This is a genomic window from Nocardia vaccinii NBRC 15922, assembly GCF_001613305.1.
GTDB lineage: Bacteria > Actinomycetota > Actinomycetes > Mycobacteriales > Mycobacteriaceae > Nocardia > Nocardia vaccinii.
In genome coordinates this window covers 77107-101185 of the sequence record NZ_BDCC01000065.1, presented here as the reverse complement: position 1 = coordinate 101185, position 24079 = coordinate 77107, and the positions used below count along the sequence as shown (strand labels likewise).

At 64.9% G+C, this 24079-nt stretch carries 27 protein-coding genes; 13 read left to right on the top strand and 14 right to left on the bottom strand.

Translation table 11 applies throughout. The annotated features are described in order from the left end of the window. Nucleotides 1–294: 294 nt before the first annotated feature. From NV1_RS34235 to NV1_RS47030, 4 genes are all read left to right on the top strand, one after another. Nucleotides 295–4257, top strand: a complete 3963-nt coding sequence (locus NV1_RS34235; RefSeq protein ID WP_067901169.1) for a DNA-directed RNA polymerase subunit beta' — start codon at nucleotides 295–297, stop codon at nucleotides 4255–4257. Nucleotides 4258–4445: 188 nt separating this feature from the next. Continuing rightward, nucleotides 4446–5258 (top strand): Uma2 family endonuclease, encoded by an 813-nt coding sequence (locus NV1_RS34230; RefSeq protein WP_169813476.1) that lies wholly within the window; start codon nucleotides 4446–4448, stop codon nucleotides 5256–5258. 309 nt (nucleotides 5259–5567) lie between these two features. Next, complete coding sequence (locus NV1_RS34225) at nucleotides 5568–6035, top strand: PaaI family thioesterase (RefSeq protein ID WP_084526191.1); 468 nt, start codon at nucleotides 5568–5570, stop codon at nucleotides 6033–6035. A gap of 45 nt (nucleotides 6036–6080) precedes the next feature. Continuing rightward, entirely contained in the window at nucleotides 6081–6509 is a 429-nt protein-coding gene (locus NV1_RS47030) for an IPT/TIG domain-containing protein (protein ID WP_373864688.1), read from the top strand. Here the strand turns inward: NV1_RS47030 and NV1_RS34220 are convergent. Then, complete coding sequence (locus tag NV1_RS34220; RefSeq protein WP_067901226.1) at nucleotides 6449–7453, bottom strand: aldo/keto reductase; 1005 nt, start codon at nucleotides 7451–7453, stop codon at nucleotides 6449–6451. The two genes, NV1_RS47030 and NV1_RS34220, sit on opposite strands and share 61 nt — an antisense overlap. Before the next feature lie 102 nt (nucleotides 7454–7555). On the opposite strand from NV1_RS34220, the gene NV1_RS34215 reads away from it, so the two are divergent. After that, nucleotides 7556–8431 carry a helix-turn-helix transcriptional regulator gene (locus tag NV1_RS34215; protein WP_067901165.1) on the top strand — a complete coding sequence of 292 codons (876 nt, stop codon included), beginning with the start codon at nucleotides 7556–7558 and terminating at the stop codon, nucleotides 8429–8431. 169 nt (nucleotides 8432–8600) lie between these two features. Here the strand turns inward: NV1_RS34215 and NV1_RS34210 are convergent, their stop codons facing one another. The 4 genes from NV1_RS34210 to NV1_RS34195 form a co-directional block, all read right to left on the bottom strand. Beyond that, nucleotides 8601–9575 carry a pirin family protein gene (locus NV1_RS34210; RefSeq protein WP_067901163.1) on the bottom strand — a complete coding sequence of 325 codons (975 nt, stop codon included), beginning with the start codon at nucleotides 9573–9575 and terminating at the stop codon, nucleotides 8601–8603. Further along, entirely contained in the window at nucleotides 9572–9883 is a 312-nt protein-coding gene (locus tag NV1_RS44770; RefSeq protein ID WP_067901160.1) for a GNAT family N-acetyltransferase, read from the bottom strand. The genes NV1_RS34210 and NV1_RS44770 overlap by 4 nt, the downstream gene beginning before the upstream one ends. After that, entirely contained in the window at nucleotides 9884–10360 is a 477-nt protein-coding gene (locus NV1_RS44765; RefSeq protein WP_067901158.1) for a carboxymuconolactone decarboxylase family protein, read from the bottom strand. Between the two features lie 61 nt (nucleotides 10361–10421). Next, nucleotides 10422–10883, bottom strand: a complete 462-nt coding sequence (locus tag NV1_RS34195; protein WP_067901155.1) for a MarR family winged helix-turn-helix transcriptional regulator — start codon at nucleotides 10881–10883, stop codon at nucleotides 10422–10424. A gap of 95 nt (nucleotides 10884–10978) precedes the next feature. Between NV1_RS34195 and NV1_RS34190 the strand changes: the two genes are divergently transcribed. Continuing rightward, the gene (locus tag NV1_RS34190) at nucleotides 10979–11608 is read left to right on the top strand and encodes a GTP cyclohydrolase II (RefSeq protein WP_067901153.1); all 630 of its coding nucleotides are present in this window, start codon (nucleotides 10979–10981) and stop codon (nucleotides 11606–11608) included. A gap of 11 nt (nucleotides 11609–11619) precedes the next feature. After that, nucleotides 11620–12405: a dioxygenase family protein gene (locus tag NV1_RS34185; protein WP_067901151.1), complete on the top strand. Its 786-nt coding sequence runs from the start codon at nucleotides 11620–11622 to the stop codon at nucleotides 12403–12405. Between the two features lie 193 nt (nucleotides 12406–12598). Here the strand turns inward: NV1_RS34185 and NV1_RS34180 are convergent, their stop codons facing one another. After that, a complete protein-coding gene (locus NV1_RS34180) occupies nucleotides 12599–13342 on the bottom strand; it encodes an MBL fold metallo-hydrolase (RefSeq protein ID WP_067901147.1) in 744 nt (247 codons plus the stop codon). A gap of 10 nt (nucleotides 13343–13352) precedes the next feature. Then, a complete protein-coding gene (locus tag NV1_RS34175; RefSeq protein ID WP_067901144.1) occupies nucleotides 13353–13658 on the bottom strand; it encodes a hypothetical protein in 306 nt (101 codons plus the stop codon). A gap of 160 nt (nucleotides 13659–13818) precedes the next feature. Here NV1_RS34175 and NV1_RS34170 point away from each other — a divergent pair, with 160 nt between their 5' ends. The 3 genes from NV1_RS34170 to NV1_RS44760 all read left to right on the top strand — a co-directional run bounded on the left by NV1_RS34170 (nucleotide 13819) and on the right by NV1_RS44760 (nucleotide 15880). Then, on the top strand, nucleotides 13819–14253 hold the full coding sequence (locus tag NV1_RS34170) for a hypothetical protein (protein WP_067901140.1): 435 nt from the start codon (nucleotides 13819–13821) through the stop codon (nucleotides 14251–14253). 81 nt (nucleotides 14254–14334) lie between these two features. Further along, nucleotides 14335–15417 (top strand): LpqN/LpqT family lipoprotein, encoded by a 1083-nt coding sequence (locus NV1_RS34165; protein ID WP_067901138.1) that lies wholly within the window; start codon nucleotides 14335–14337, stop codon nucleotides 15415–15417. A 124-nt stretch (nucleotides 15418–15541) separates the two neighbouring features. Then, nucleotides 15542–15880, top strand: a complete 339-nt coding sequence (locus NV1_RS44760; RefSeq protein WP_067901135.1) for an NIPSNAP family protein — start codon at nucleotides 15542–15544, stop codon at nucleotides 15878–15880. 201 nt (nucleotides 15881–16081) lie between these two features. Here the strand turns inward: NV1_RS44760 and NV1_RS34155 are convergent, their stop codons facing one another. After that, nucleotides 16082–16561 (bottom strand): hypothetical protein, encoded by a 480-nt coding sequence (locus NV1_RS34155; protein WP_067901131.1) that lies wholly within the window; start codon nucleotides 16559–16561, stop codon nucleotides 16082–16084. A 598-nt stretch (nucleotides 16562–17159) separates the two neighbouring features. On the opposite strand from NV1_RS34155, the gene NV1_RS34150 reads away from it, so the two are divergent. The 3 genes from NV1_RS34150 to NV1_RS34140 all read left to right on the top strand — a co-directional run bounded on the left by NV1_RS34150 (nucleotide 17160) and on the right by NV1_RS34140 (nucleotide 18773). Further along, complete coding sequence (locus NV1_RS34150; RefSeq protein ID WP_067901223.1) at nucleotides 17160–17510, top strand: MerR family transcriptional regulator; 351 nt, start codon at nucleotides 17160–17162, stop codon at nucleotides 17508–17510. Nucleotides 17511–18201: 691 nt separating this feature from the next. Continuing rightward, entirely contained in the window at nucleotides 18202–18393 is a 192-nt protein-coding gene (locus NV1_RS34145; protein ID WP_067901128.1) for a hypothetical protein, read from the top strand. A 176-nt stretch (nucleotides 18394–18569) separates the two neighbouring features. Continuing rightward, nucleotides 18570–18773, top strand: a complete 204-nt coding sequence (locus NV1_RS34140; protein WP_067590617.1) for a cold-shock protein — start codon at nucleotides 18570–18572, stop codon at nucleotides 18771–18773. Between the two features lie 238 nt (nucleotides 18774–19011). Here NV1_RS34140 and NV1_RS34135 read toward each other — a convergent pair whose 3' ends face one another. The 6 genes from NV1_RS34135 to NV1_RS34110 all read right to left on the bottom strand — a co-directional run bounded on the left by NV1_RS34135 (nucleotide 19012) and on the right by NV1_RS34110 (nucleotide 23807). Further along, the gene (locus NV1_RS34135) at nucleotides 19012–19791 is read right to left on the bottom strand and encodes an ESX secretion-associated protein EspG (protein WP_067901125.1); all 780 of its coding nucleotides are present in this window, start codon (nucleotides 19789–19791) and stop codon (nucleotides 19012–19014) included. Beyond that, nucleotides 19775–21130, bottom strand: coding sequence for a hypothetical protein (locus tag NV1_RS34130; RefSeq protein ID WP_067901123.1), 1356 nt, complete (start codon nucleotides 21128–21130; stop codon nucleotides 19775–19777). Before NV1_RS34130 ends, NV1_RS34135 begins: the two co-directional genes overlap by 17 nt. Continuing rightward, entirely contained in the window at nucleotides 21130–21501 is a 372-nt protein-coding gene (locus tag NV1_RS34125) for a hypothetical protein (protein ID WP_084526185.1), read from the bottom strand. The genes NV1_RS34130 and NV1_RS34125 overlap by 1 nt, the downstream gene beginning before the upstream one ends. A 13-nt stretch (nucleotides 21502–21514) precedes the next feature. After that, a complete protein-coding gene (locus NV1_RS34120; protein ID WP_169813475.1) occupies nucleotides 21515–22063 on the bottom strand; it encodes a DUF3558 domain-containing protein in 549 nt (182 codons plus the stop codon). A 656-nt stretch (nucleotides 22064–22719) separates the two neighbouring features. After that, a complete protein-coding gene (locus NV1_RS34115) occupies nucleotides 22720–22926 on the bottom strand; it encodes a DUF397 domain-containing protein (protein WP_067901114.1) in 207 nt (68 codons plus the stop codon). Beyond that, nucleotides 22923–23807, bottom strand: a complete 885-nt coding sequence (locus NV1_RS34110) for a helix-turn-helix domain-containing protein (protein ID WP_067901220.1) — start codon at nucleotides 23805–23807, stop codon at nucleotides 22923–22925. Before NV1_RS34110 ends, NV1_RS34115 begins: the two co-directional genes overlap by 4 nt. Between the last annotated feature and the right edge of the window lie 272 nt (nucleotides 23808–24079).

Sequence of the window (24079 nt, the reverse complement as noted above, 5' to 3'; positions counted from 1 at the left end):
TTCTGCTCAAGGAACTCCAGTCCCTGTGCCTGAACGTGGAGGTGCTGTCCTCGGACGGCGCGGCCATCGAGATGCGCGACGGCGATGACGAGGACCTGGAACGGGCCGCCGCGAACCTGGGCATCAACCTGTCCCGCAACGAAGCCGCCACGGTAGACGATCTGGCGCAGTGATTTTGGTCCCGTTCCCCCTGCTCACCCGGCCGCGCGCCGGGCGAGCAGGGCGGGCGGGGCACCTGTTCACGACGATTGAGAACTTGCTCGAAATCAATCCCGACAGGGGAAAGGAAGTTACGTGCTAGACGTCAACTTCTTCGATGAACTCCGGATCGGCCTGGCTACCGCCGAAGACATTCGCAATTGGTCTTTCGGCGAGGTCAAGAAGCCGGAGACCATCAACTATCGCACGCTCAAGCCGGAGAAGGACGGCTTGTTCTGCGAGAAGATCTTCGGTCCCACCCGGGACTGGGAGTGCTACTGCGGTAAGTACAAGCGCGTGCGCTTCAAGGGCATCATCTGTGAGCGCTGTGGCGTCGAGGTGACTCGCGCCAAGGTGCGCCGTGAGCGGATGGGCCACATCGAGCTGGCCGCCCCGGTCACCCACATCTGGTACTTCAAGGGCGTGCCCTCGCGTCTGGGCTACCTGCTGGACCTGGCGCCGAAGGATCTCGAGAAGATCATCTACTTCGCCGCCTACGTCATCACCGCTGTCGACAACGATCTGCGCCACAACGAGCTGTCCACGCTCGAGGCGGAGATGGAGGTCGAGAAGAAGGCCGTCGCCGATCAGCGCGACGCCGATCTCGAGGCCCGCGCCCAGAAGCTCGAGGGTGATATCGCCGAGCTCGAGGCCGAGGGCGCCAAGTCCGACGTGCGCCGCAAGGTCAAGGACGGCGGCGAGCGCGAGATGCGTCAGCTGCGCGACCGCGCCCAGCGTGAGCTGGACCGGCTGGACGAGATCTGGACCACGTTCACCAAGCTGGCCCCCAAGCAGCTGATCGTGGACGAGGTGCTGTACCGCGAGCTGCAGGACCGCTACGGCGAGTACTTCACCGGTGCGATGGGCGCCGAGGCGATCCAGAAGCTGATGGAGACCTTCGACATCGCGGCCGAGGCCGAGAACCTGCGCGAGACCATTCGCACGGGTAAGGGCCAGAAGAAGCTGCGCGCGCTCAAGCGCCTGAAGGTCGTCGCGGCGTTCCAGACCAACGGCAACTCGCCGATGGGCATGGTTCTGGACGCTGTTCCGGTGATCCCGCCGGAGCTGCGCCCGATGGTTCAGCTCGACGGTGGCCGCTTCGCCACCTCCGACCTGAACGACCTGTACCGCCGCGTGATCAACCGCAACAACCGCCTCAAGCGACTGATCGATCTGGGCGCGCCCGAGATCATCGTCAACAACGAGAAGCGGATGCTGCAGGAGTCCGTGGACGCGCTGTTCGACAACGGCCGTCGCGGCCGCCCGGTGACCGGTCCCGGTAACCGCCCGCTGAAGTCCCTGAGCGATCTGCTCAAGGGTAAGCAGGGTCGTTTCCGGCAGAACCTGCTCGGTAAGCGCGTCGACTACTCCGGCCGTTCGGTCATCGTCGTCGGCCCGCAGCTCAAGCTGCATCAGTGCGGTCTGCCCAAGCTGATGGCGCTGGAGCTGTTCAAGCCGTTCGTGATGAAGCGTCTGGTCGATCTGAACCACGCGCAGAACATCAAGTCCGCCAAGCGGATGGTCGAGCGGCAGCGGCCGCAGGTGTGGGATGTCCTGGAAGAGGTCATCGCCGAACACCCCGTGCTGCTGAACCGCGCGCCCACCCTGCACCGGCTGGGTATCCAGGCCTTCGAACCACTTCTGGTGGAAGGCAAGGCAATTCAGCTGCACCCGTTGGTGTGTGAGGCGTTCAACGCCGACTTCGACGGTGACCAGATGGCCGTGCACCTGCCGCTGTCGGCGGAGGCGCAGGCCGAGGCCCGCATCCTGATGCTGTCCTCGAACAACATCCTGTCCCCGGCCTCGGGTCGTCCGCTCGCCATGCCTCGTCTGGACATGGTCACCGGCCTGTACTACCTGACCCGGAGGGTCGAGGGTGCCAAGGGCGAGTACCGCGAGGCCACCAAGGACGAGCCGGAGTTCGGCGTGTACTCCTCGCCGGCCGAGGCGCAGATGGCGGTCGACCGCGCCGAGCTGACCGTGCAGTCGCAGATCAAGGTGCGGCTGACCGATCAGCGTCCGCCGCGGGCGATCGAGACGGAGCTGTTCCCGCAGGGCTGGCAGCCCGGTGACGCGTGGACCGCCGAGACCACCCTGGGTCGTGTGCTGTTCAACGATCTGCTCCCCGCGGACTACGCGTTCATCAACGAGCCGATGCCGAAGAAGCGTCAGGCCACGATCATCAACGATCTGGCCGAGCGCTATCCGATGATCGTGGTCGCGCAGACCGTCGACAAGCTCAAGGACGCCGGGTTCTACTGGGCCACGCGTTCGGGTGTGACGGTCTCGATGTCCGACGTGCTGGTGCCGCCGGAGAAGGCCGACATCATGGAGCGGTACGAGGGTCTGGCCGACGGGATCGAGAAGAAGTACCAGCGTGGTGCTCTCGATCACCAGGAGCGGAACAACGCGCTGGTCAAGATCTGGCAGGAGGCCACCGAAGAGGTCGGCGCCGCGCTGCGCCGCCACTACCCGGCCGACAACCCGATCATCACGATCGTCGACTCGGGCGCCACGGGTAACTTCACCCAGACCCGTACCCTCGCCGGTATGAAGGGCCTGGTGACGAACCCGAAGGGTGAGTTCATCCCGCGGCCGATCAAGTCCTCGTTCCGTGAGGGCCTGACGGTTCTGGAGTACTTCATCAACACCCACGGTGCGCGAAAGGGTCTGGCCGACACCGCGCTTCGCACCGCCGACTCGGGTTACCTGACCCGTCGTCTGGTGGACGTGTCGCAGGACGTCATCGTGCGCGAGACCGACTGTGGCACCGAGCGCGGTATCACCGTCGCGATCGCGGAGAAGCAGGCCGACGGCTCGATCATCCGCGACGCCCACGTCGAGACCAGCACCTACGCCCGGACGCTGGCCGCCGACGCGCTCGACGCCAACGGCAATGTGGTGGTGGAGAAGGGTCACGATCTCGGCGACCCGGCCATCGAGGCGCTGCTGGAGGCGGGTGTCACCGAGGTGAAGGTTCGCTCCGTGCTGACCTGCACCACCGGCACCGGCGTGTGCGCGACCTGCTACGGACGTTCGATGGCAACCGGCAAGCTGGTCGACATCGGTGAGGCCGTGGGTATCGTCGCCGCGCAGTCCATCGGTGAGCCCGGTACCCAGCTGACCATGCGCACCTTCCACCAGGGTGGTGTCGCCGGTGACGACATCACCGGTGGTCTGCCCCGCGTGCAGGAGCTGTTCGAGGCTCGCGTGCCCAAGGGCAAGGCGCCGATCGCCGAGGTCTCGGGCCGAATCCGGCTCGAGGACGACGACCGCTTCTACAAGATCACCATCATTCCGGACGACGGTTCGGACGAAGTGGTCTACGACAAGCTGTCGAAGCGTCAGCGTCTGCGGGTGTTCAAGCACGACGACGGCTCCGAGCGCCTGCTCGCCGACGGCGACCACGTCGAGGTCGGCCAGCAGTTGCTGGAGGGCTCGGCCGATCCGCACGAGGTGCTGCGCGTGATGGGTCCGCGTCAGGTGCAGGTCCACCTGGTCCACGAGGTCCAGGAGGTCTACCGGTCGCAGGGTGTGTCCATCCACGACAAGCACATCGAGGTCATCGTCCGGCAGATGCTGCGGCGCGTCACGATCATCGATTCGGGTGCGACGGAGTTCCTGCCCGGTTCGCTGGTGGAGCGTTCGGAGTTCGAGGCGGTCAACCGTCGCGTCATGGCCGAGCACGGCGATGCCGCGTCGACCGCGTCGGGGCGTCCGGTGCTGATGGGTATCACCAAGGCGTCGCTCGCGACGGATTCGTGGCTGTCGGCGGCCTCCTTCCAGGAGACCACCCGCGTGCTCACGGATGCCGCGATCAACTGCCGCTCCGACAAGCTGATCGGCCTGAAGGAGAACGTGATCATCGGTAAGTTGATCCCGGCCGGTACCGGTATCAACCGCTATCGCAACATCCAGGTCCAGCCGACCGAGGAGGCCCGCGCGGCCGCCTACGCGGTGCCGTCCTACGACGACACCTACTACACCCCGGAGGGCTTCGGCCAGACCACGGGTGCGGCGGTTCCGCTGGACGACTACGGTTTCAGCGACTACCGGTAATCCGGTAGGAGACAACACAATCCGCCCCGCCTCGGTTATCCGAGGCGGGGCGGTTGTCGTATGTGTGGGGATTGTAGTGCTGTACGGTTTCGTGGTGTTCAGATTGGGTCAGTTCCATTGTGCACCTGCAGGTTTCGGTAGAGTATCAATGTAAACTGTTGTGCTGCAACAGTTTAGAATTCATGCGCGTGGACTATCGCTGGGTCTGGCTGTATGCTTCGGACATGCTTGCCGACATGATGCGATCGCCTCGGGAGCCTGAGATGGACCGCCGTGAGATCGTCGAGCGGCTGCGTGAGGGGTTTGCCCAGTTGGCTGCGAATCCTGATTCATCCCGCATCTACACTCGTGAAGATTTGTTGCGGGAAGTTTTTTTCGACCGGTACCCTGCTGCTATGGCCGTCGCTGCGCACCATCAACCAGAGGAGCCGATTCGCTCTCGGTTGGTGTCGCTGCCAGTGCCTCCGCCCGAAGGGTTTACCACCGCTGACCTGCCTCGCCTGATCGAAGTGGTCGACGGCAGCTTCGAGTTGGAGGACGGACAAGTCGTGATGATGGCGCCTGCCACGCATTGGCACGATGAAGTGGTCTATGCGCTTAAATTTGCGTTGCGAGCGATTGCCCCTCGCGAGTTTGTTATCGCTACAGAAAAAGGTATCGACCTCGTCGAAAGCGCGCCCGAGCCAGACGTGCTGGTTGTCTCTCGCGAGGCGGTTACCGCTGGCAGCCTGATGTTCGATCCTTCAGATGTGCACCTCGCCGTCGAGGTCGTCTCACCCAATACGAAGACCAAGGACCGCAAACTGCGGCCGGTGCAATACGCCGAAGCAGGCATCAAATGCTTCTGGCGGGTCGAGAACGAGGACGACGAAATGGTCGTCTACGCCTTCGAATTACTTCCCGAGGGCGGTCAGTACGTGCCCAGCGGTGTCTTCCGCAAGCAACTGCGTCTCGATCGCCCGTTTCCGATCGACGTTGAACTACCCGAAATCACCTGGTGACCGAAGGCTGCTCGCCCGGCGCAGCTGTGAAGGGGCAAGCCCTGGCGCACAAGCGATTCAGCCGCGAATCGGTCGAATGTCCGCTGCAACCCGGACGCCCGTAAGGGGTTCGGCGCATCGGAGGGTTTTCGACCCAACAGCCTGATACCAGTCGCGCCGTGTGGGTGGAGCCGTCTCCTCTTCTTGCGCGCGGCTCCGGCGGAACCGAGTCGAAGGGCAAGCAGTCAAAGGACAAGCTTCACGCATGGACAGCGTTCCTCATCCACTGTATGAAAAGTAGAACGTGTTTCACTTGGGATGGGAGTAGTCGTGGACAGTGCCGTGGGTGAGCTGGTGTGGGGCGGGTTTCAGAAGTTGGGGTTCATCCAGTACGCGGGGATGGAGAACGTCGAGTACCGGGAGGGGTGCAATGTCGTGCAGATGGCGCCCAGGCCCGAGCATCTGAATCACAACGGTGATCTGCATGCGGCGATGCTGTTCGGGCTGGCCGAGACCGCGGCCATGGGTGCCTCGATCTCCGGGATCGTGGATCTGATGGGGGATGCGTTCATCGTCGCGCGGGACGGGCGCATCGAATATCTGGCGCGGGCGAAGGGAGAGGCGGGGCCGATCCGCGCCACCTCCGAATTGAACGCCGAGGAGTTGAAGCAGATGCGCGAGGACATCCTGGCGGGCGCCCCGGTCGAACTCTCCGTGCCGGTCGACATCACCGACAACACCGGAAAGTCCGTCGCCGCAGCAACTTTCACCGCCGTCATCCGCCCGCGCCGCAAGTAGCACATCGCTCGGCCCCCGGTCCGACCTGCGGACGGGGGCCGTGCTGTGCCGTGCTGCGCCCGGCCGAGCTGTGCTGCGCCGTCGTCGGGCACGGCGGCCGGTGGAACCGCCGTGACTCTCACCGGGACGGGTCTGACCGGCGTGACCGCGGTGAATTTCGGGGCCACACCGGCGAGTTCGTTCTTCGTGAACTCCGCCACGCAGATCACTGCTGTATCCCCGGCCGAGGCGGCGGGGACGGTGTCGATCACCGCGACAACCCCGTGCCGTGCCGCGCTGTGCCGTGCCGTGCCGTGCCGCGCTGTGCCGTGCTGCGCTGGGCCGAGCCGTGCCGGGCCGTGCCGGGCTGTGCCAGGCCTTGTCGGGCGGTGCCGCACGGGATGTGCTGCGGCCGGGCGGTCACAGGCCGCGGCTCAGTTCTCGCTGTCCAACAGTGCCATCTGCGCGGGCGCGTACCGATCGCCGGCGACCTGATCGGCGGGTACGGCCGCCTCGATCGCGGCGAGTTCCTCGGGGGACAAGGCGATATCGAGTGCGCCGATCGCCTCGGTGAGGCGGTCGCGCCGGCGGGCGCCGATCACGGGGACGATATCGCGGCCCTGCGCCAGAACCCAGGCGATGGCCAGTTGCGCGACACTCGTGCCGCGACGTTCCGCGATGGCGGCCAGCGCATCGACCAGGCGCAGATTCGCCGTGAGGTTCTCACCCTGGAATCGCGGGCTGAACGCTCGGAAATCGCCCGCGCCGAAGGTCGGCTTGCCGCGCAGTGAATCGCTCAGCAGCCCGCGCGAGAGGACGCCGTAAGCGGTGATCGAGGTGCCGAGCTCACGAGCGGTCGGCAGGATCGACGCCTCGATACCCCGCGAGATCAGCGAATATTCGATCTGCAGGTCCGCGATCGGGTGCACGGCCGCCGCACGGCGCAAGGTATCGGCTCCGACCTCGGACAGCCCGATGTGCCGTACGAATCCGGCCTGCACCATCTGCGCGATCGCCCCGATGGTGTCCTCGATCGGAACGTTCGGATCCAGCCGCGCGGGCCGGTAGACATCGATGTGGTCGACGCCGAGTCGTTGCAGGGAGTATCCCAGGAAGTTGCGGACCGCCGCGGGCCGCGCGTCGGTGCCGCCCCAGCTGTTGTCGGGTCCGCGCAACGCCCCGAATTTGACGCTGAGCAGGTAGTCCTCGCGTTTGCGGTCGGCAAGTGCGCGCCCGATCAGCATTTCGTTGTGGCCCATGGCATAGAAGTCGCCGGTGTCGATGAGGTTGACGCCCGCGTCGAGAGCGGCGTGGATGGTGGCGATGGATTCCTGTTCGTCGGCATGGCCGTACGAGCCGGACATTCCCATACCGCCGAGGCCGATGCGCCCGACCGACGGTCCGGTGGCGCCGAGCTGAACTTCTTCGATCGTGGTCATGGCGTCCATCGTGCGTGTGGATCCCAGGATCGGGGAGGGACGACACATCGGGGGATCGGCGATCCCTGGCTGCGCGCTCGGTGGCAGGGCACAGTGGGACGCATGGACCGCGACGAACTGGCCGACTTCCTGCGACGCCGCCGCGACCAGCTGCAACCCGCCGAGGTGGGTTTGCTGCCCGGTCACCGTCGGCGCACTCCGGGCCTGCGCCGGGACGAGGTCGCTCTGTTGGCGGGTATGTCCACCGACTACTACACCCGGTTGGAACAAGCGCGCGGCCCGCGGCCCTCGGAGCAGGTGCTCGGTGCGCTGGCCCGCGCGCTGCGGTTCACCGACGATGAGCGCGACTATCTGTTCCACCTGTGCGGGCATACCGCTCCGCATCGCGGTGGCGGTGACCGGCACGTCGGTCCGGGGCTGCTGTATCTGCTGTCCAAACTCGAGGACACCCCGGCCGCGGTGTGCTCGGATCTCGGTGAGGTGCTGGCGCAGAACCGGATGCACGTCCTGCTGATGGGCGACCACACCGGGTTCACGGGCCTGTCGCGGTATGCCCTGTGGCGTTGGTGCACGGATCCGGACGCCGGACGCAAATTCCCCGAGGAGGATCGGGATCGCCTGATCCGCAAGCATGTCGCCGATCTGCGGGCCACGGCCGCGCGCCGAGCGGGTGATGCCGACGTCGTCGGGCTGATCACCCGATTGCGTTCGGTGAGTCCGGAGTTCGAGAGAATGTGGACCGAACACGAAGTGGCGGTGCGGCTCTCGGATGCCAAGCGGATAATCCATCCCCGGGTGGGCTTTATGGATATGGTGTGCGAGACGCTGGTCACCCCGAACGTCACACAGAAACTGCTGGTCTATTATCCGCGCCCCGGCAGCGATGCCCAGGAGAAATTGGATCTCCTGCGCGTCATCGGAGTTCAGTCCATGGCTCCCGAAACCAATATCGGCACAACGATATTCGGAACACCCTGATTTCACCTCGCTCGGTCCCCGCCGCGCCACGTAGGCGCTGCCCGGATCGACGCCGGTGTCGAACTGTGCCGCAATCATTTTCGGACGGCGGCGTTGAATGCACCGAGCTGTGCTGCCCCGTCGCAGCCGAACGAGAAGCGGGTGCCGCACCCGCTGCCGAAGCCGGGGCTCAGACGGCCCGGCGCTTGCGCGGTTTCAACCGGAGGTTGGGGAGCGGCGGCGCCGGGATGCGTTGTTCCGGAGGATGTCCCGCGATATCCGCGAAACGGGCGAGATCGCGTTTCTCCCAATCGTTCCGGGCTCGCTGGATCTCGTCGTGGCTGCGGGCCACGAAATTCCACCACATCACCAGATCCTCGCCGAACGGCTCGCCGCCGATCAGGATCACATGCGCGCCGGCACCGCTGGACAGTGACAGTTCCGCGCGGTCGCTGCCCAGATACAGCAGCGGTCCGGCGGGCGCGGGGACGCCCGCGGCGGTCAGATCGCCGTCGATCACCAGCAGTGCGTGCTCGAATTCCGTTGCCAGCGGCAGATTTACCGCACTGCCGGGTTCGATGCGCAGATCCGCGCCGACGATCGGGCTGTAGACCGTCGCCGGGGAACTCACCCCGGCGAGCGATCCGATCAGCACGGTCGCCCGCAAGCCGGGAAGTTCCACGACGGGCAATTCGCGATGCTGATCGAAATGCGGCGCGATCTCCCGATCGCCGTCGGGCAGCGCGATCCAGAACTGGATGCCGTGCCCGGCGGGCGCGCCCGGCACCGTGTATTCCGAATGGGCGATGCCGTGTCCGGACGTCATCAGATTCAGTTGACCGGGCTCGATCTCGACATCGGAGCCGATACTGTCCCGATGCCGAATCCGGCCCTCGAACGGCCAGGTCACGGTCTGCAGTCCGATATGCGGATGCGGATCGATATCCGGCGGCAGATCCGGGCTCGGCGCGGTGGAGCCGAAATGGTCGAGGAAGCACCACGCGCCGACGGTCGGCAGATCCCGCTGGGGCAGAACGCGATGCACGGTCACTCCGCGCACGCCACCCAGCGGCACCTCCCGGGACGGATAGCTGTCGGTTCGCGGTCCGGGGCCGGGGGTGGCTTCACAGATCGCCGCCTCGGGATGCGCCTCGAGGTTGCTCAACGCTGGATGCCTTTTCCTACCACGTGATCATCATATTCCGGATGCTTGTCCAGCCAGCCCTTGATGAACGGGCAGCGCGGCACGATGGCCCGCCCACGCTCCACGACATCCTCGATCGCGGCCTCGGCCAGGACGCCGCCGAGGCCCTTACCCGCGTATTCGGTGTCGACCTCGGTATGGATGAAGACCGTGTCGTTCTCGCGCTCGCGGTATTCGGCGAATCCGGCCAGCCTGTCCTGGTACCAGATCTCGTAGCGCAACTGCGCATCGTTGCGCACAACCGATGCCGGCGTCGCCTGCTCGCTCACTCAGTTCTCCTTCCGCACTCGCACCGGATGCCTGCTCATGATCGATACGCGATTGAAGGCACCGATGGTCGTCGCGGCCCAGATGACCACGGATACTTGGTCGTCCGACATATGTTGTCGCGCAAGAGCATACTCACGCGTCAGGGTTTCCTCATCCGGGAGAGTGGTGGTCGTCTCGGCCAGGACGAGGGCGGCTCGCTGCACCGGTGTGAACAGGTCGCTGCGTCGCCATGCGGGCAGCACATCGAGTTGCTGCTGAGTTACTCCGGCCGCGATCGCGGCGCGGGAGTGCAGGTTCAAGCAGAACGGGCAACCGTTGAGCTGTGAGACGCGAACGTTCACCAGTTCCATCACGTCCCGATCCAGGCCCGCGGCCTCGGCGGCGTGCTGCACGGCGAGAGCTACCGCGCCGAGCGCGTGGAACGGCTCGGGGGTCTGCTTATCGATCCAGATGCGGGCTTCGGGTCCAGGTTGCATAGCGGTCGAATCGTAACCGCGCCCGGCATAGAGCGCGCGCCGCGCAGGTCGTCGGTGGTCCTCAGCCCTGGCCGCGGAGCCTGCGGCCGACCTCGCCCAGACCCTCGGCGATGGCGGTGAGCTGCTCGGAGGTCAACGGATCGAGGAACATCTCGCGCACCGCGGCGACGTGTCCGGGCGCGGCCCGCTCCAGCGTGCGCTGCCCGGATTCGGTGAGCACGGCGTAGACCGCGCGCATATCGGTGGGGCAGGAGCGTCGGCGGACCAGTCCGGCCTGTTCGAGCCGGTCGATCTGGTAGGTGAGCTTGCTCTTGGAATCCAGCAGCGCACCGGCCAGTTCGCTCATCCGCAGTTCGTGGTCGGGGGCGGCGGACAGCCGCACCAGAATTTCGTATTGCAGATGCGAGAGCCCGGAGTCGCGTTCGAGTTGCTGATCGAGACGGCGGTTGAGCAGCGCCGCGGTGGTCAAGAAGGTCAGCCAGGCGCTCTGCTCCTGCTGGTCGAGCCAGCGCGGACCACTCATCGCCCCAGGTTACCGGCCGATCGTTCGAAGTGGAATAACCTCGCGGACTCCTCTGTTCAAATTTGAACGGAACAGTTACCGGACCCGGAGCAGCTATGACATCGATCCTCGCAGGCGGCAATGCCGCGGCCGCGGTGCGAACCCGGGTGCGCATCCCGCTCACCTTCGCCGACGGGTACTCGATCGCCGCCGAGGTGGTCACCTTCGACGGACTGGTCGACGGCCGCGAACATCTGGCGCTGGTCCTGGGTGATCCCGGTCCGACGCCGCTGGTGCGACTGCATTCGGAATGTCTGACCGGTGATGTATTCGGCTCGGCCCGTTGCGATTGCGGACCACAGCTGCGCGAGGCGGTACAGCTGATCGCCGAGGCCGGCGGATACCTGCTCTACTTGCGGCAGGAGGGTCGCGATATCGGGCTCTACAACAAGCTCGACGCCTACGCGCTGCAGGATCAGGGGCTGGACACCTACCAGGCCAATACCGCGCTGGGCCTGCCCGAGGACGCCCGCGACTACACCGCCGCCGCGCAGATGTTGCACGCGCTGGAAGTCGGGGCGATCGAGCTGCTCACCAACAATCCGGACAAACCGCGGCAACTGCGCGCGCTGGGTGTGGACGTGCGCGTCACGGTGCCGACGGGCGTGCACTCGACGGCGCACAACCTTCGCTATCTGCGCGCCAAGGCCCAGCGCACCGGGCATACCATTCGATTGATCGGTTGAAAGGGTTCGCCATGTCCACCGCCGAGACCTCCGGGCGGATGCCCGCGTTGTATCTGAGCCACGGCGCTCCGCCACTGGCCGACGATCCGCTGTGGCCGGGGCAGCTGGCCGCCTGGTCGGCCGAATTGCCCAGGCCCACAGCGATTCTCGTGGTGTCAGCGCACTGGGAGGACGCGCCGGTGACGCTCGGTGCGACCGCGACCGTGCCGCTGGTCTACGACTTCTGGGGTTTTCCGGAGCATTACTACTCGGTGTCGTATCCCGCACCCGGCGCCCCCGAGTTGGCCGCGAAAGTGCGTGCGCTGCTGGGTGATTCGGTGCACGAGGCGCCTGATCGGGGCCTGGATCACGGCGCGTACGTGCCGTTGGTGGAAATGTTCCCCGAGGCCGATGTCCCGGTACTGCAATTGTCCATGCCGACATTGGATCCGGTCGGCCTGTTCGATCTCGGGCGTCGCCTCGCCCCGCTGCGGGACGAGGGCGTGCTGATCATCGGCAGCGGATTCTTCACCCATAATCTGCGTGAGATCACGCCCGGGGCCGCCGACGACGAGGCTCCCGCCTGGTCGCGCGAATTCGACGCGTGGGGCCGGGAAGTGCTGGACGCGGGAGATATCGACGCGCTGCTGGACTTCCGCCGCACCGCACCCGCCGCCCGCCTCGCCCACCCCCGCATCGAGCATTTCGCCCCGCTGTTCGTCACTCTCGGCGCGGGTGAAGCCGACCTCGATATCCGCCGCACCCCGATCGAAGGTTTCTGGCTGGGCCTGGCGAAGCGGTCGATTCAGCTCGGGTGAGCGGGGGCCCGGTCGGTGTTCGGAGGTGTTGCGCCCGGCGTAGATGGTGTACCGGGGATCGAACGCTCATACAGCGGTCGCTGATGCGACGGTGCGTCGTTCACCACATGAGGGCCCGCATGTGGTTCGCCGGATATGTACTGATCGATTGCGGTGAATTTACTGGAGGACTCCAGGGAGGCCGGGACAACGATTATTCGTCCGTCGAGCCGAACAGGCGGGTGAGGTCGGCCGGATCGTATTCGGCGGGTGCGCCGTGACCGGGGACGAGGATGTGAGCTGGTTGGGCGGCGAGGGCGGCGGCGCTGGCTCGGGTGCCGGATTCGTCGTGGTTGAAGAAGCCCGGCAGGAGTTGCAGGCCGGCGCGTTGGGAGAGCGGGTGGCCGGTGACGAGGGTGTCGCCGGAGAACAGGACGCCCTCCGAGGGCAGCAGGTAGGCGGTGTGGCCGTCGGTATGGCCGGGCGTCGGTATCGCGACGATGCCCCCGGGCAGGGTCGCGAGGGTCGCCTCGTCGGCGGTGGCGGCCGCCGGGATCGAGGTGTTGATGTGGCCGTAGACCGCGCGGACGGTCTGGGCCACCCAGCGGCGGCCCCGGCCGGTGCGCAGCTGTGCGGCCATCTGTACTGGTGAAATCTGTTGCAGGTATTCGCGTTTCGCGTGCCGGACTTCTTCGGCGCCGGTGTACACGGGCACCCCGAGACGTTGGACCAGGGTCGGGATCGCCCCGATGTGGTCGAGATGGGCGTGGGTGAGCAGGATCGCGGCGATATCGGTGAGCTGGTGGCCGATCTGCTGCACCGACTTCAGTACGTCCGGGGTATCCCCGGCGTATCCGGCGTCGATGACGGTGACACCCGAGCCGTCGCTGACCAGCGCCCAGTTGACATTCGTCCCGGCGACGACGTGGACGGAGTCGGAAACCTGCTCGATCTTCACCCGCGCAACGCTAGCGCGCCTGATCGGTGCGCTGGAACTCGCGCCACGCCTTCTGCGTCTCGGTCAGCCTCGGGCGCGGGGTGCGGTTGCGGAAGAAGTTCACCACCATCAGCACCGGCAGCAGGAACGCCTGGAAGAAGATCAGGTACGAGCCGCCGTCGAAGAGGAAGGCGAGATAGATCGCGTAGCCGAGGTAGACCGCGCCGAAGATGCCGTTGATCGAGCGCGAGACGACGCTCTGCCCCTGTTTCAGCGCGGCCATCGCGAGCATGACGATGCCGCTGATCGCGAGCAGGGCTACATACCAGTTGAACATGAGAATCCCCCGAGGTCGCATCCGGTCGTTCCGGTTTGGTGCGAAACCATAGCATCCGGTGTGGCGGTGCGCGATCGAGATTCCGGTGCTCGGCGCGCGTCTCTTGCAGGGGCCAGTTACGCTGTGCGCGAGGACAAGTCGTTGAGGGAGGCGACGGGGTATGGGGCTGTTCTTCGAACATCCGGCGCAGCGGGTTCCCGCGGACGTGGTCTGCGCCGAGATCCGGCGTGCGCTACTGGATTCCGGGAAGGGCGATGCGGCCGCGATAGCGGCGCAACGCATGAGCATGCTCGGGGTCGAGGATCCGCGGTTGGAATCGGCGATCACCGCCGCGCTGCAGATCTCGCCGGCGTCCGAATCCGATGCCGTCGAACAGGCGCGCACGGCGGCCGCGGCGCTCGCCACCCCGCCGCCGTCGCAGTTCTACTGGGGGCGTTCGGCATTGGCGGTCACGCTGTTCGCCCTGCTCGCGGCCATGGGGTTCTGGTCCGACACCACCCGGCACCCGACGTCCGCGACCGCGTTCTTCGGCTTCGCCGGTGCGGTGTTCGGCGTCGTGACCGCGCTGCTGTCCGCGGAGAAGGCGCGTTCCTGAGATATCCGTCCGGCGGAGGATGGGCGTGCCGGATATGTGCGGTACGGTCGGGTGCGCACGAGAAGGAGGGGATTCGTCGCGATGAACGTGGCTTCACAAAACGAGATTCCGCGGGAGCGGGACTCGGACGAGCAGGCGCTGCTCGAGCAGACATTGCCCACGATCAGCGAGTTTCTGGCCGCTGTCGGCGCGACGCCGGTCGTGGTCCATCCCGAGTATCCCGGAGTTCCCGTTGTGCTGCTGGATATTCCGGGAGATTGGCACGAGGTGGTCCGCGAGGTGCTGCCGAATGCCTTCGGGGCGTGGGCATTACCGGCCGGGGAGGGGAGCTCTTCGGAGGAGTCCGGTTGGGTCGAGAATGCGGTTCTGATGGTGTGGCGTTTATCGCTGCCGGTCGACCCGCGTGCGGTGATGCGTTGTGCGTACACCGATTCGCGTCGCCTGCCGGATTGGGTGGAGCTCGGCGGCGATGTCGAGGATTACGACGGATTTCCCTCGGCGGAGATTTCCGGTACGTATTCCTATGCGGGACTTAGCCTGTGGATGTCCACGCGATATCTCGTCGCGAGCACTCCCACCGGTCAGTATCTGCTGCAATTGACCGTGACGACCTTCGCCGACGAGATCTCCGAAGGAGTCTTCATCGCCGAATCCTTCACGGTTCAGGTGCCTCCCGCGCGTCCCGGACCCGGTGCGCACGAACAGCGGCTCTCGCCGGAGACCGGAGCGCAGCTGCCGGTTGACGACCTTGCTGCCGAATTCCGATCCGGGGTGTACGACCCGGAGCCCGAATCGCGATGGCGGCAGGCGGATTCCGGTGTGGCGGTCGAGTCTTTCGAGCCGCAGTCGGCTGCGCGGCCGTATGAATTCGAACATTCCGCGGAGCCGAATTTCCCGGACACCGGTTCGCATTCGGTGGTGCGGGAGTTCGAATCGGTGATTTTCGTGCAGGAACCGAGCGTCGGATTCGACACTCCGGCAGAGGGTTACGAGACCTCCGGCGGACAGCTGGATTTGCCTGTGCGCGAGTACGAATCGTCGGACCGCGACGCATATTCGGCCATCATGGGTGTCGAACCGCAACCCGCGGAGAGTGATTCCCGTGAGTCCTATCGCCGAGAACCGGATGCGCCGAGCACCGGGAATATGGACTTTCGTATCTGAGTCGCTGGGGCACAGTTACTTTCGTCCATGTGTGCGACTTCATGGATGGATATCGCTGTCCGGCAATGCGGCCGGGGCGGGTGTGGAAGTATGGGGCCCGATTGTCGGCGGTATGACTGGTTGGATGGGACTTGTGATCTATCGGATGCAGATCTATCAGGCGGTGGGGGAGAATCTGGCGATCTTCCACGACTATTTCCGGATACATCTGCTGCCGGTGGAGTTGCGGCACGGCTCGCGGTTGGTGGGGCGGTGGGAGACCGAGGACGGTCGCGTGGTCGCGGTGTGGGAGTACGACGATCGCGAATCGTACGAGCATATTCAGGCCCAGGTGGCGGCCGACCCGGCTACCCGATGGGCGGAGGAGTTGCGGCGCGAGCTGCCGCCGTTCTTCACCCAGCGGGACGAGGCCTTCATGCATTCCGAGCCCGCGTCGGGTGCGCCGGGGGATTCGGCCGGGTGAACCCGGGCTCGTGCGGTGCGGGCTACCGCGGCGCGTTCCGTGCACCGCAACGAGACGAACATGAGGTGCGGGAAAGCCGGTCGGCCAGCACTTCCCAGATGTCGGTTGCCGTGATGGCGCGGTTGAACCCATCGGTCCAGGATGGTGAGGCCGCGGCACGGTGAGCGATCGTGCCGTGGCGTGTTTGCTTGTGGCGGTTGGTTATCCGGCGAAGACTTCCGTAAGGGTCGTGGCAGTCAGTGCGCGGTCGAACCATTGTTCGAGGAGTTCGAGGTCTCGGCAGGACCGGATCTTCTGCTCGGCCGTTGCATCCACGTTGATCCCGTGAGCCCGCACGAGGCGCAGGATATTCTCGGCTGCCATCTCGGCCTTGCCCTCGGCGCGGAGGCGTTGTGAGGTCTCGGACTTGAAGTAGGCGAGGTTCGCGCTCATCAGTTGGCTCCATTTCTTGGCGGCGGCTGTCTTGCCCAAACCCAGGTCTGTCAGTTCGGCGAAGACGTTGGACTCTTCGTCGGTGCCGAGTTGTCGCATGGCGGACGCCAGTGCCTCCAGTATCGCACCGATGTCGGGTTCGTTGACGTGGGTGATGGCGGCGAGGGTCGCCAGGGGGATGTCGGCTGCGGCTTCGTCGGCGTCGGTTATGGCAGGGACGTTGTGCGGGCCGAGGACCAGCGGGAACACCCCTGGACTCCGCCATTGTGGGAGACCGAGGTAGATCGGTTGTCCGGCCCAGTCGGCTGTTGTCCGGCTCTGGCGCACTTCCGCTGCGGAACGCCCCTGTACGGATTGAGCGCTGATCGGCATTGAGCGCTGATCGGCGAGGGCGGTATGCGACTGGGGCGGGGGTGATCCGCACTTTGTCGAAAATCTGTAGTGGAAGCTCTAGACATTCCGTGTTCCGGTGTGTAACTTCACTGTCGTTGAAGTGAGAGATCGAGTGGCTGGGCAGGTGAACTGCCTGGTTTGCGGTACACCCGTTCCCTCCGGCGCAGACGAGAATCCGGCCGACCCCCCGGGCTGGACCGCCGCCGGAGGGGGCGGAGTGCGGCACGACAGGGGCTCTCGCAAGCAGGACCCGGCGCATATTGGAGGTGGTGGTCACTGAGTAGGCCCCAACCTGTCCCGCGACCCGGAAAAATCCTGGTGCGGTGTACACCGTCGGCCCGCGAGGGCCGGTGAACAGTTGACCATTTCATATATGTAGGTTCCAGGCCCCGGCGCACCCGCGCCGGGGCCTCCCGGCGTTTCAAACCCGAGAGGTGTTGTGCAGCAACCGGATATGACTTTCCCCGGCGGCGCCGGGGGGACGGACAGGCTCGATGACGAGAATTTCCCCGCCTACAGCATGGGCCGCGCGGCGGAGATCCTCGGCGTTACCCAGGCGTTCCTGCGCAGCCTCGACGCCGCGCGCCTGTTGACCCCGCAACGCTCCGCGGGCGGGCATCGCCGCTACTCGCGCTACCAGCTGCGGATCGCCGCGCGCGTGCGCGAACTGATCGATGCCGGCAATTCCCTCGAAGGGGCCTGCCGGATCGTGATCCTCGAAGATCAGCTCACCGAGGCTCGGGCCCTGAATGCCACCCTGCAAGACGCCCTGGACGAGCACGAATCGCAGGACCCGCGCCGCTGACCGGGACCTGACGCCGGTAAGCCGCGACACAGAAATTCTTTAGCGACGACAGTAGACATCAGGTTCGTCCTGCGGTAGTTTCTCTCTTGTCGAGAGAGAAGTAAGGGTCCAATCGGCACGGGAGGTGATGAACTGCCCGTGATAGCAGGACGGCGAGCGCGGGGTCGGCACGTACGACGGTCCCGCCGTCCGCTGGGAAGCACGATGAAGTTGCACGGAAAGAAGAAGAAGTAACTCTGCGAGAGAGGAGGTATTGCCCGTCGGGTCACCCGCGAAGATATGTGGTCCGGGTGATCGCCGACGTTTCGGTTGTATGTCGGAAGACGAAGTAATCCCCCCTTTTTCAGTGCCCCGGCGCCACAGGCGCCGGGGCACTTCGGCGTGTGGCGGTCGCACCGCTGAGGCTGCGAAGCCGAGGTGACAGATCGGGCCGGTGCGGTGATTTCGGGTTGCACGCGATTCCGGCTGTCCGGCTCGACGACGATCGTTGCCGTCCAGCGAGCCGGCTCGAAGTCGGTGCGATGGATCGATCTGGGATATCAGGGTTGGCGGGGCGACCGAACGGGTAACGTCGGGAACAACCGAACACGACCGTCGGCCGGCGCACAGGATGTAGCGGGTCGTGGTCGAGTAACGGTCCTCGATCGCAGGCATCAGGCGTTTCGGTCGAGGCTACCCGCAAGGAGCCTTCATGACCTCGGCCCGAAACGCTCATGTCGTCGACCCGACAGTCGCATTCGCGGACATCCGCGCCGCTGAGAAAGCCGCGCACCTCGAGCGAAACGCGCTGGCTGCGAAGACTGTCGCGGTCTACGCCCACGACGCCGCCGAATGCATGGATCTGCTGGCCATGCTCGGCCTCGACCTCTCCGAATTGAAGTAGCCGAAGCGGCCGGCCGGGGTCCGGCCACGGCGGCGTGCCGGCTCGGCGACCTCGCGTTGCTCCCGCCGCTGACCGGGCGGTTCCTTCTCATGCGCGGGAGTGTGACATGCTGTGGGGGACGAGGACGGGTTGTTGACGTGATCGCCCGGCTCGCAAACAGGAAGTAAGAACAAAGTATGTCGCAAGGCAGTGTGAAGTGGTTTAACGGCGAAAAGGGCTTCGGGTTCATCGCGCAAGACGGTGGCGGTCCCGACGTTTTCGTTCACTACTCCGAGATTTCCGGCTCCGGCTTCAAGTCCCTCGAAGAGGGGCAGCGTGTGGAGTTCGAGATCGGCCAGGGCCAGAAGGGCCCGCAGGCCCAGAGCGTCCGCGCCATCTAGGAGCTGATAGCCCGCAACCCGCGCCATTCGCGCGGGTTGCGTGCTTTCCGGACCTTTTACCAGCGGCGCAGTGTTGATATCCGGCTGGAGGTCAGCCCAGCAGACCGAATTCGAGCATCAGCCCTTGGTCGAGGGCCGATAGTTCATGAGCGTCGAGCCTGCGGCGGAACGCGCCGGATCGTGACGGATCCACATTCCAGCGTGACACAAATTGTGTAACGGCAGATGGGCGGTGGGGTCAGGGGCGGCGGGTGCGGAGGTAGGCCTCGTGTTCGCGGTCGTCGCGGTAGTAGGTGGCGGTCAGGGTGGTCAGGCGGGTCACTTCTGCGGCAAGGGATTTGGGGGTTATCGGTTTGGCGGTTATGGGGTCGCTGGTTCGCACGTGGTAGCGGCCGTCGGGGTAGTCCATCCACCAGAAGGAGCGGCCGGGGGAGCGGCGCGCGTCCAGGGCCGGGCCGGGGAAGATCATCACTTCGCCGTAGGCGGTTCGGGGGCGGTCGAAGACGCGGTCGAGTCGGTCGGTGAGAGAGGGGCCGTGACGGACCGGATCGAGGCGGTCGCGTTCGAGGTCGTCCCGGTGGATTTCCAGCGGCGGTAGGGTTCCGGGTTTGCGTTTGGGCAGGGATTCGACGGCGTATTCTCCGATTTGGTTTGCGGTGCAATACTTTACGATCACATCTCCGCCGGAGTCGAGGGCGGCGCCGGGAAGTTGGACCACCACCGCGCCGCCGTTGTCGCGGACCGCGCCGTGGAAGCGGTAGACCCGGTCGTGGTCGGGACCGCCGAAACCCTTGGCCTCCACGCGCGCATCGGGATTGACCAGAATGGCCAGGGCGCGGTCGAGGTCCGGATGGTATTTGGTGAGCAGCGAGTCGACCGCGGCCTCGCGCGCCCGCTTCAGATCGTCGAAATCCTCGATGTCGGTGCGGTACTGCAGCGGATACGGCAGCCGGTCGCGACCGTATGCGGCCCAGAGGATTTCGAATTCCAGGCCGGTGAATCTAATACTTCGGGACATCGTAATCTCCACCGGTCACGGGCGGTACGTGCTCGGGACGCTCGTCCGAGCCGGTGAGCTCCTCACCGTGCTCTCTCGTGACGAGATAGTCCGGTACGCCGGACTTTTCGGGATCCGCGGTCTTCTTGCCCGGTGCGGCCGAGCCCAGGCCCGCCATTCCCGGCATGCCGGTACGGCCGGTCGAGGCGGCGCGCTGGGCGGCGGCCTGCATGGCTGCCGATGTGCCCGGGAAGCCGCGGCTCGGCGTGGAGAATGTGGATCCGCCCGCGTTCCTCGCATCGGAATAGGCCGGAACACCGGCGGATCGGAGTCCGCTCCCGGAGTATCCGGAGATTCCGGGGCCGGCTTCCGAGCCGTATCGCGACGTGGTCGGGTCGTAGCCCGCCGTTGCGGTCGACTGCGACCCGGTGGCCGATGGATTCGTGGAACCGCTTGTGCCGGAGGACTGTTGACTCGCTGCCTGCGCCGGGCCGGATGCGCCGCACTGCTCCCGAGTGTGGTCGCTGCCGGGTCCGGATGCGGCCGAGGCCGACGGGCCAGAGGCGGCGGGAACGGAGGATCGGTCGGGGCCGGTCGCGTCGTTCGGCCGTGCGTTCGGACTCGACGGCTTGTACGGTCCGGATGCCGCCGGAGTCGGACCCGAGGTGATCTGTGGGGCCGCGGGCAGATACGGGACACCGGTGTCGGTCTGGCCGGCCACCGGTCCGTAGACTGTGTTGAGGATGCGCCGGGCCTCCTGCGTGGCCTCGTCCTTGTTGTGGTCGTTGACCTTCATCACGCCATCGGTGGGGAGGGTCTTCCCGGCCGGTGTTATCGTCACCGTGACGCCGGGCATGAGGTTCCTGGTCTCCTCGAGGCCCGTCTTCATCTCGGAGAGTTTGAGGCTGATCAGGGTCGCGGCTTCGGCGAGGTGTTCGGATTCGGCGGAGTAGTTGTCGACCGCGTCGACCGCTGCCTTGGCGGCTGCTCCGCGCCAGCCGGAATGCCGGCCCTGGCCGTTGATCGTGCGGGCGAACTCCTCTCGGAACTGAGCGAACGTTCCGGTGAGCGTCATTCCGATATTCGCCCACGCCGTGGCGGCCTCGTTCACGGTCGAGGGGTTCATTTTGTCCACCGACTTCTGCATGGTGGCCAGATCCATGCTGTCGAAATTATCCGGTGAGGTGAGTTTCCGCGGTTGGATGTCACCGGTGAATTCGGAGCTGTAGTTGCCCTGCTGCTCGGTCTTGTAGATCCAATCCCGGTCCCTGTTCCACTGCTCCTGGGCTTGTATGACCTTGCGCTTGTACTCGTTATAACTGTCGCCGAAGAGCTCGTGGAGATCCTGAATGATTCCCATTACGGCTTCAGCTTCTCTATCTCGGCGCGCTGGTCCTCGTCGAGTGCGACATAGTTTGCAATCGCCTTGGCGACAACTTCTTTCGTGATATTGATGGCATCGATGTGCTGCTTGATCACGGTATCGAGCGCGCGATCGTCGCCCGAGGCGAGTGCGGAAAACTTCTTCTCCAGTACCTGGCTGGAGTTGAAGTCTCCGAAACCGGTTATGCGGCTGACGAACTGACTGGACTGCAAGACGGAATTCAGTTTCTGAATGTGATCGTCGCATACTCTATCGAGTCCTTTGCCCGTCTCCGGGTCCAGGTACAACTCGCCGGAGTTCGCTCGACCAAGCAAATTACGCCATGCGTTGGGGTCGGCACCGTCCATTACCTGTTCCCCCTCATGCGCCAGGGAGATACTGGGCTAGTCCGTCAGCGAGGTGGCGAACATGAGTGCACGGATCACTCGTACCGCTGACTCCGTAATTATCCAAGACCTCGAAATCGACTGTGCCGCCGGGGATCTGCGCGCTGATCGAACAGTCGAGATCATGGTTTCCGCCTGCGGCGCGGTATTGCAGAGCCTGACGCTTGTCGACAGCCATAGGAGTGAAATCTGTGTAGTCGGTACGCTGTTTCAGTTCGTCCAGTGAATGGCCGGAGGTGAAGATCTCGAATCCGTAGGTCTTGTCTGCGGACTTCCATCCGCAGACCTTCCAGCCATCGATTGTGGTCCCGGAGATCTGATTGCTCTTCGTAGTTGTATCGAGCCCCAGACCGGAAATTGTCGTCTCGGGGATCGTGCACGGATCCCACTGGGATGCCGCCGACACGCTTGTGGCTGCAACCGATTCGCTGGCTGTGGTCTGTGCGCCGGCAGTCGGTGAGCCCGAAGTGGACTTCCCGCACCCTGCGAGCGTCAGGCCGGCCGCCGCGACCAGCGTGATCACCCCGAGGGTATTCGGCATATGGCTCATCTGCTGCCCTCCTCATCGGCGAAGTCATGGCAATGAGGGGCTGATCAATAGATCCCCCGACTCCGGACGAACCTTACCGGGGATTCCAGTACGGTGACAACGGCTGCGGCCGTTGCCACAACGCCGGGCGAGTAAGCGCCATAATGCGTTCTCACTCCTGCGCCGAGCGGATACTCGATCGCTTCATCGACGAGTCGGCGGATATCGGCACACGGATCGCTGGTGCCGCTTGCTCCGCAGTTGTCGAGGGGCTCGGAATCGATTGTCCGACGACGGATTTACGCGCGGAACGAATATTCGGGAAGATATCCGCTCGGGATGTGGTGTTGGACACCTCTTATCGCCGCCTACGACCGACCGGCCATCATGTGGTGAACAGATGGATGTGCACGTATCGGGTCGACGTGTCCCGCTCGTGCACGAGGATGACGCGGTCGACGGACTTTCCGTTGGAGTTCCGGTAGTGGTCCTCGCCGCGCATGAGCGACGGCGAAGTCCCCAGCGTCGGGCCCGCAAATGGCGGTAACCCCTGGTCCGCTGGAGACCTTGTAGGTTCCCCCGGGCCACCCGTTCCCTGTGAAGTACCTGTGGGGGATCGAGGCGTCTCGATCCCCCACGGTCGCGTTCGGTCAGGCGTGATCGGGGCCGCCGGTCTGGATGCTCGTATTGAATGCATCCCATTCTTCCGGGGTGAAGACGAGGGCCGGGCCGGTCGGGTTCTTGGAATCGCGGACGCCTACCGAGCCGTCGGTGAGGTGGGCGATCTCAACACAAGCCGTGGTCTCTTTGCTTCGGCTCGACTTGAACCAGTGAGCTTGGGACAGTTCGTGATTCACGCTCGGTACTCCCTTGCAATCTGACCCATCAGGGTCCGGGATCGATCCTCGTCCAAGGCTACGCGGCCCAGCTCCCTGATTGCATTCATATACGGATTCACCTCGGTGTCGCGTTCCAGATAGAGGTCTCCAGTGAAACCCTCCACATAGACCACAGGCGGTTCGGCCAACCCGGTTGCCGGAATCCTCTCGAACTCCAGCAGTACGAACGAGCCCAGGTGAAGTCCGAGATGGCTGCCCCGGTCCCGCGGGATGATTCGGATCGAGACATTCGGCAGGTGGCTGAGCCGATCCAAATGGAGCATCTGCCGATCCATCACCGCCGCACCGCCCACAGGATGATGTAGGGCCGCCTCCAGCATGAACATGTTCACTTCGAACTCGTTGTCCTGCAGACGTTCTTGGCGCCGAATCGCCATTTCGACACGACGTTCGACATCCGAGCTCGAATCCTGTGGATGTATGGTCCATTCTCCGGCGCGTCGGTAGTCGGCTGTCTGCAGCAGGCCGGGAACCATGGCGTTCTGGAACGACGTCAATTTGCTGGCGGCCTCCTCGAGCGAGACGTAATGGTCGAACCCATCGGGCGACAGGTCGGCGTATGCTCGCCACCATTTCCCGCCGGATTTGGTTGCCTCACGCGCCTCTTGGCCCAGCTCCAGCAGCAATCGGCGCTCCTCGTCGGAGACGCCGTACAGGTTGCACAATGCATTGATGTGCAGTCCGGACACCCGGGTCGCCTGCCCGTCCTCGAGTCTGCCGATGGACTGCGGGGACAACTCGACGGCTCGGGCGGCGGCGGACTGGCTGAGTTTGGCTGCGTCGCGGAGCTTTCGGAGCCGGCGGCCGAGCGATCGGCGCGCGAGCGTTGATCCTGTCATGGCATTGCCTCGCAATCTGGTGTCGTACGTGCCGCCCTCGCCGGAGGATTCCGTACTGGAGTCGGCAGTTCTGGAATACGGTGCGTCACAATGCATTGCCGTACGGCAGCTTTCCGAAAGGCGCGTTCCGGAAAGCGCCGCATCGGAAAACTGAATTACAGAAAACAATGTATTGGATGCGTCCGTTCCGGAATGCTCCGTGCTGGAATATGATTCGCGGGGGAGGATCGCAGTGGATATCTTTCGTGTCTCAGCCGACATGGTAGGTCGTG

Excerpts from the sequence above, each read along its gene's own strand:
- NV1_RS34220 (WP_067901226.1), bottom strand. The coding sequence starts at position 7,453 with ATGACCACGATCGAAGAAGTTCAGCTCGGCGCCACCGGACCGTCGGTC.
- NV1_RS34215 (WP_067901165.1), top strand. The coding sequence starts at position 7,556 with ATGGACCGCGACGAACTGGCCGACTTCCTGCGACGCCGCCGCGACCAG.
- NV1_RS44765 (WP_067901158.1), bottom strand. The coding sequence starts at position 10,360 with ATGCAACCTGGACCCGAAGCCCGCATCTGGATCGATAAGCAGACCCCC.
- NV1_RS34195 (WP_067901155.1), bottom strand. The coding sequence starts at position 10,883 with ATGAGTGGTCCGCGCTGGCTCGACCAGCAGGAGCAGAGCGCCTGGCTG.
- NV1_RS34190 (WP_067901153.1), top strand. The coding sequence starts at position 10,979 with ATGACATCGATCCTCGCAGGCGGCAATGCCGCGGCCGCGGTGCGAACC.
- NV1_RS34185 (WP_067901151.1), top strand. The coding sequence starts at position 11,620 with ATGTCCACCGCCGAGACCTCCGGGCGGATGCCCGCGTTGTATCTGAGC.
- NV1_RS34175 (WP_067901144.1), bottom strand. The coding sequence starts at position 13,658 with ATGTTCAACTGGTATGTAGCCCTGCTCGCGATCAGCGGCATCGTCATG.
- NV1_RS34170 (WP_067901140.1), top strand. The coding sequence starts at position 13,819 with ATGGGGCTGTTCTTCGAACATCCGGCGCAGCGGGTTCCCGCGGACGTG.
- NV1_RS34165 (WP_067901138.1), top strand. The coding sequence starts at position 14,335 with ATGAACGTGGCTTCACAAAACGAGATTCCGCGGGAGCGGGACTCGGAC.
- NV1_RS44760 (WP_067901135.1), top strand. The coding sequence starts at position 15,542 with ATGGGACTTGTGATCTATCGGATGCAGATCTATCAGGCGGTGGGGGAG.
- NV1_RS34150 (WP_067901223.1), top strand. The coding sequence starts at position 17,160 with ATGACTTTCCCCGGCGGCGCCGGGGGGACGGACAGGCTCGATGACGAG.
- NV1_RS34145 (WP_067901128.1), top strand. The coding sequence starts at position 18,202 with ATGACCTCGGCCCGAAACGCTCATGTCGTCGACCCGACAGTCGCATTC.
- NV1_RS34140 (WP_067590617.1), top strand. The coding sequence starts at position 18,570 with ATGTCGCAAGGCAGTGTGAAGTGGTTTAACGGCGAAAAGGGCTTCGGG.
- NV1_RS34135 (WP_067901125.1), bottom strand. The coding sequence starts at position 19,791 with ATGTCCCGAAGTATTAGATTCACCGGCCTGGAATTCGAAATCCTCTGG.
- NV1_RS34130 (WP_067901123.1), bottom strand. The coding sequence starts at position 21,130 with ATGGGAATCATTCAGGATCTCCACGAGCTCTTCGGCGACAGTTATAAC.
- NV1_RS34125 (WP_084526185.1), bottom strand. The coding sequence starts at position 21,501 with ATGGACGGTGCCGACCCCAACGCATGGCGTAATTTGCTTGGTCGAGCG.
- NV1_RS34110 (WP_067901220.1), bottom strand. The coding sequence starts at position 23,807 with ATGACAGGATCAACGCTCGCGCGCCGATCGCTCGGCCGCCGGCTCCGA.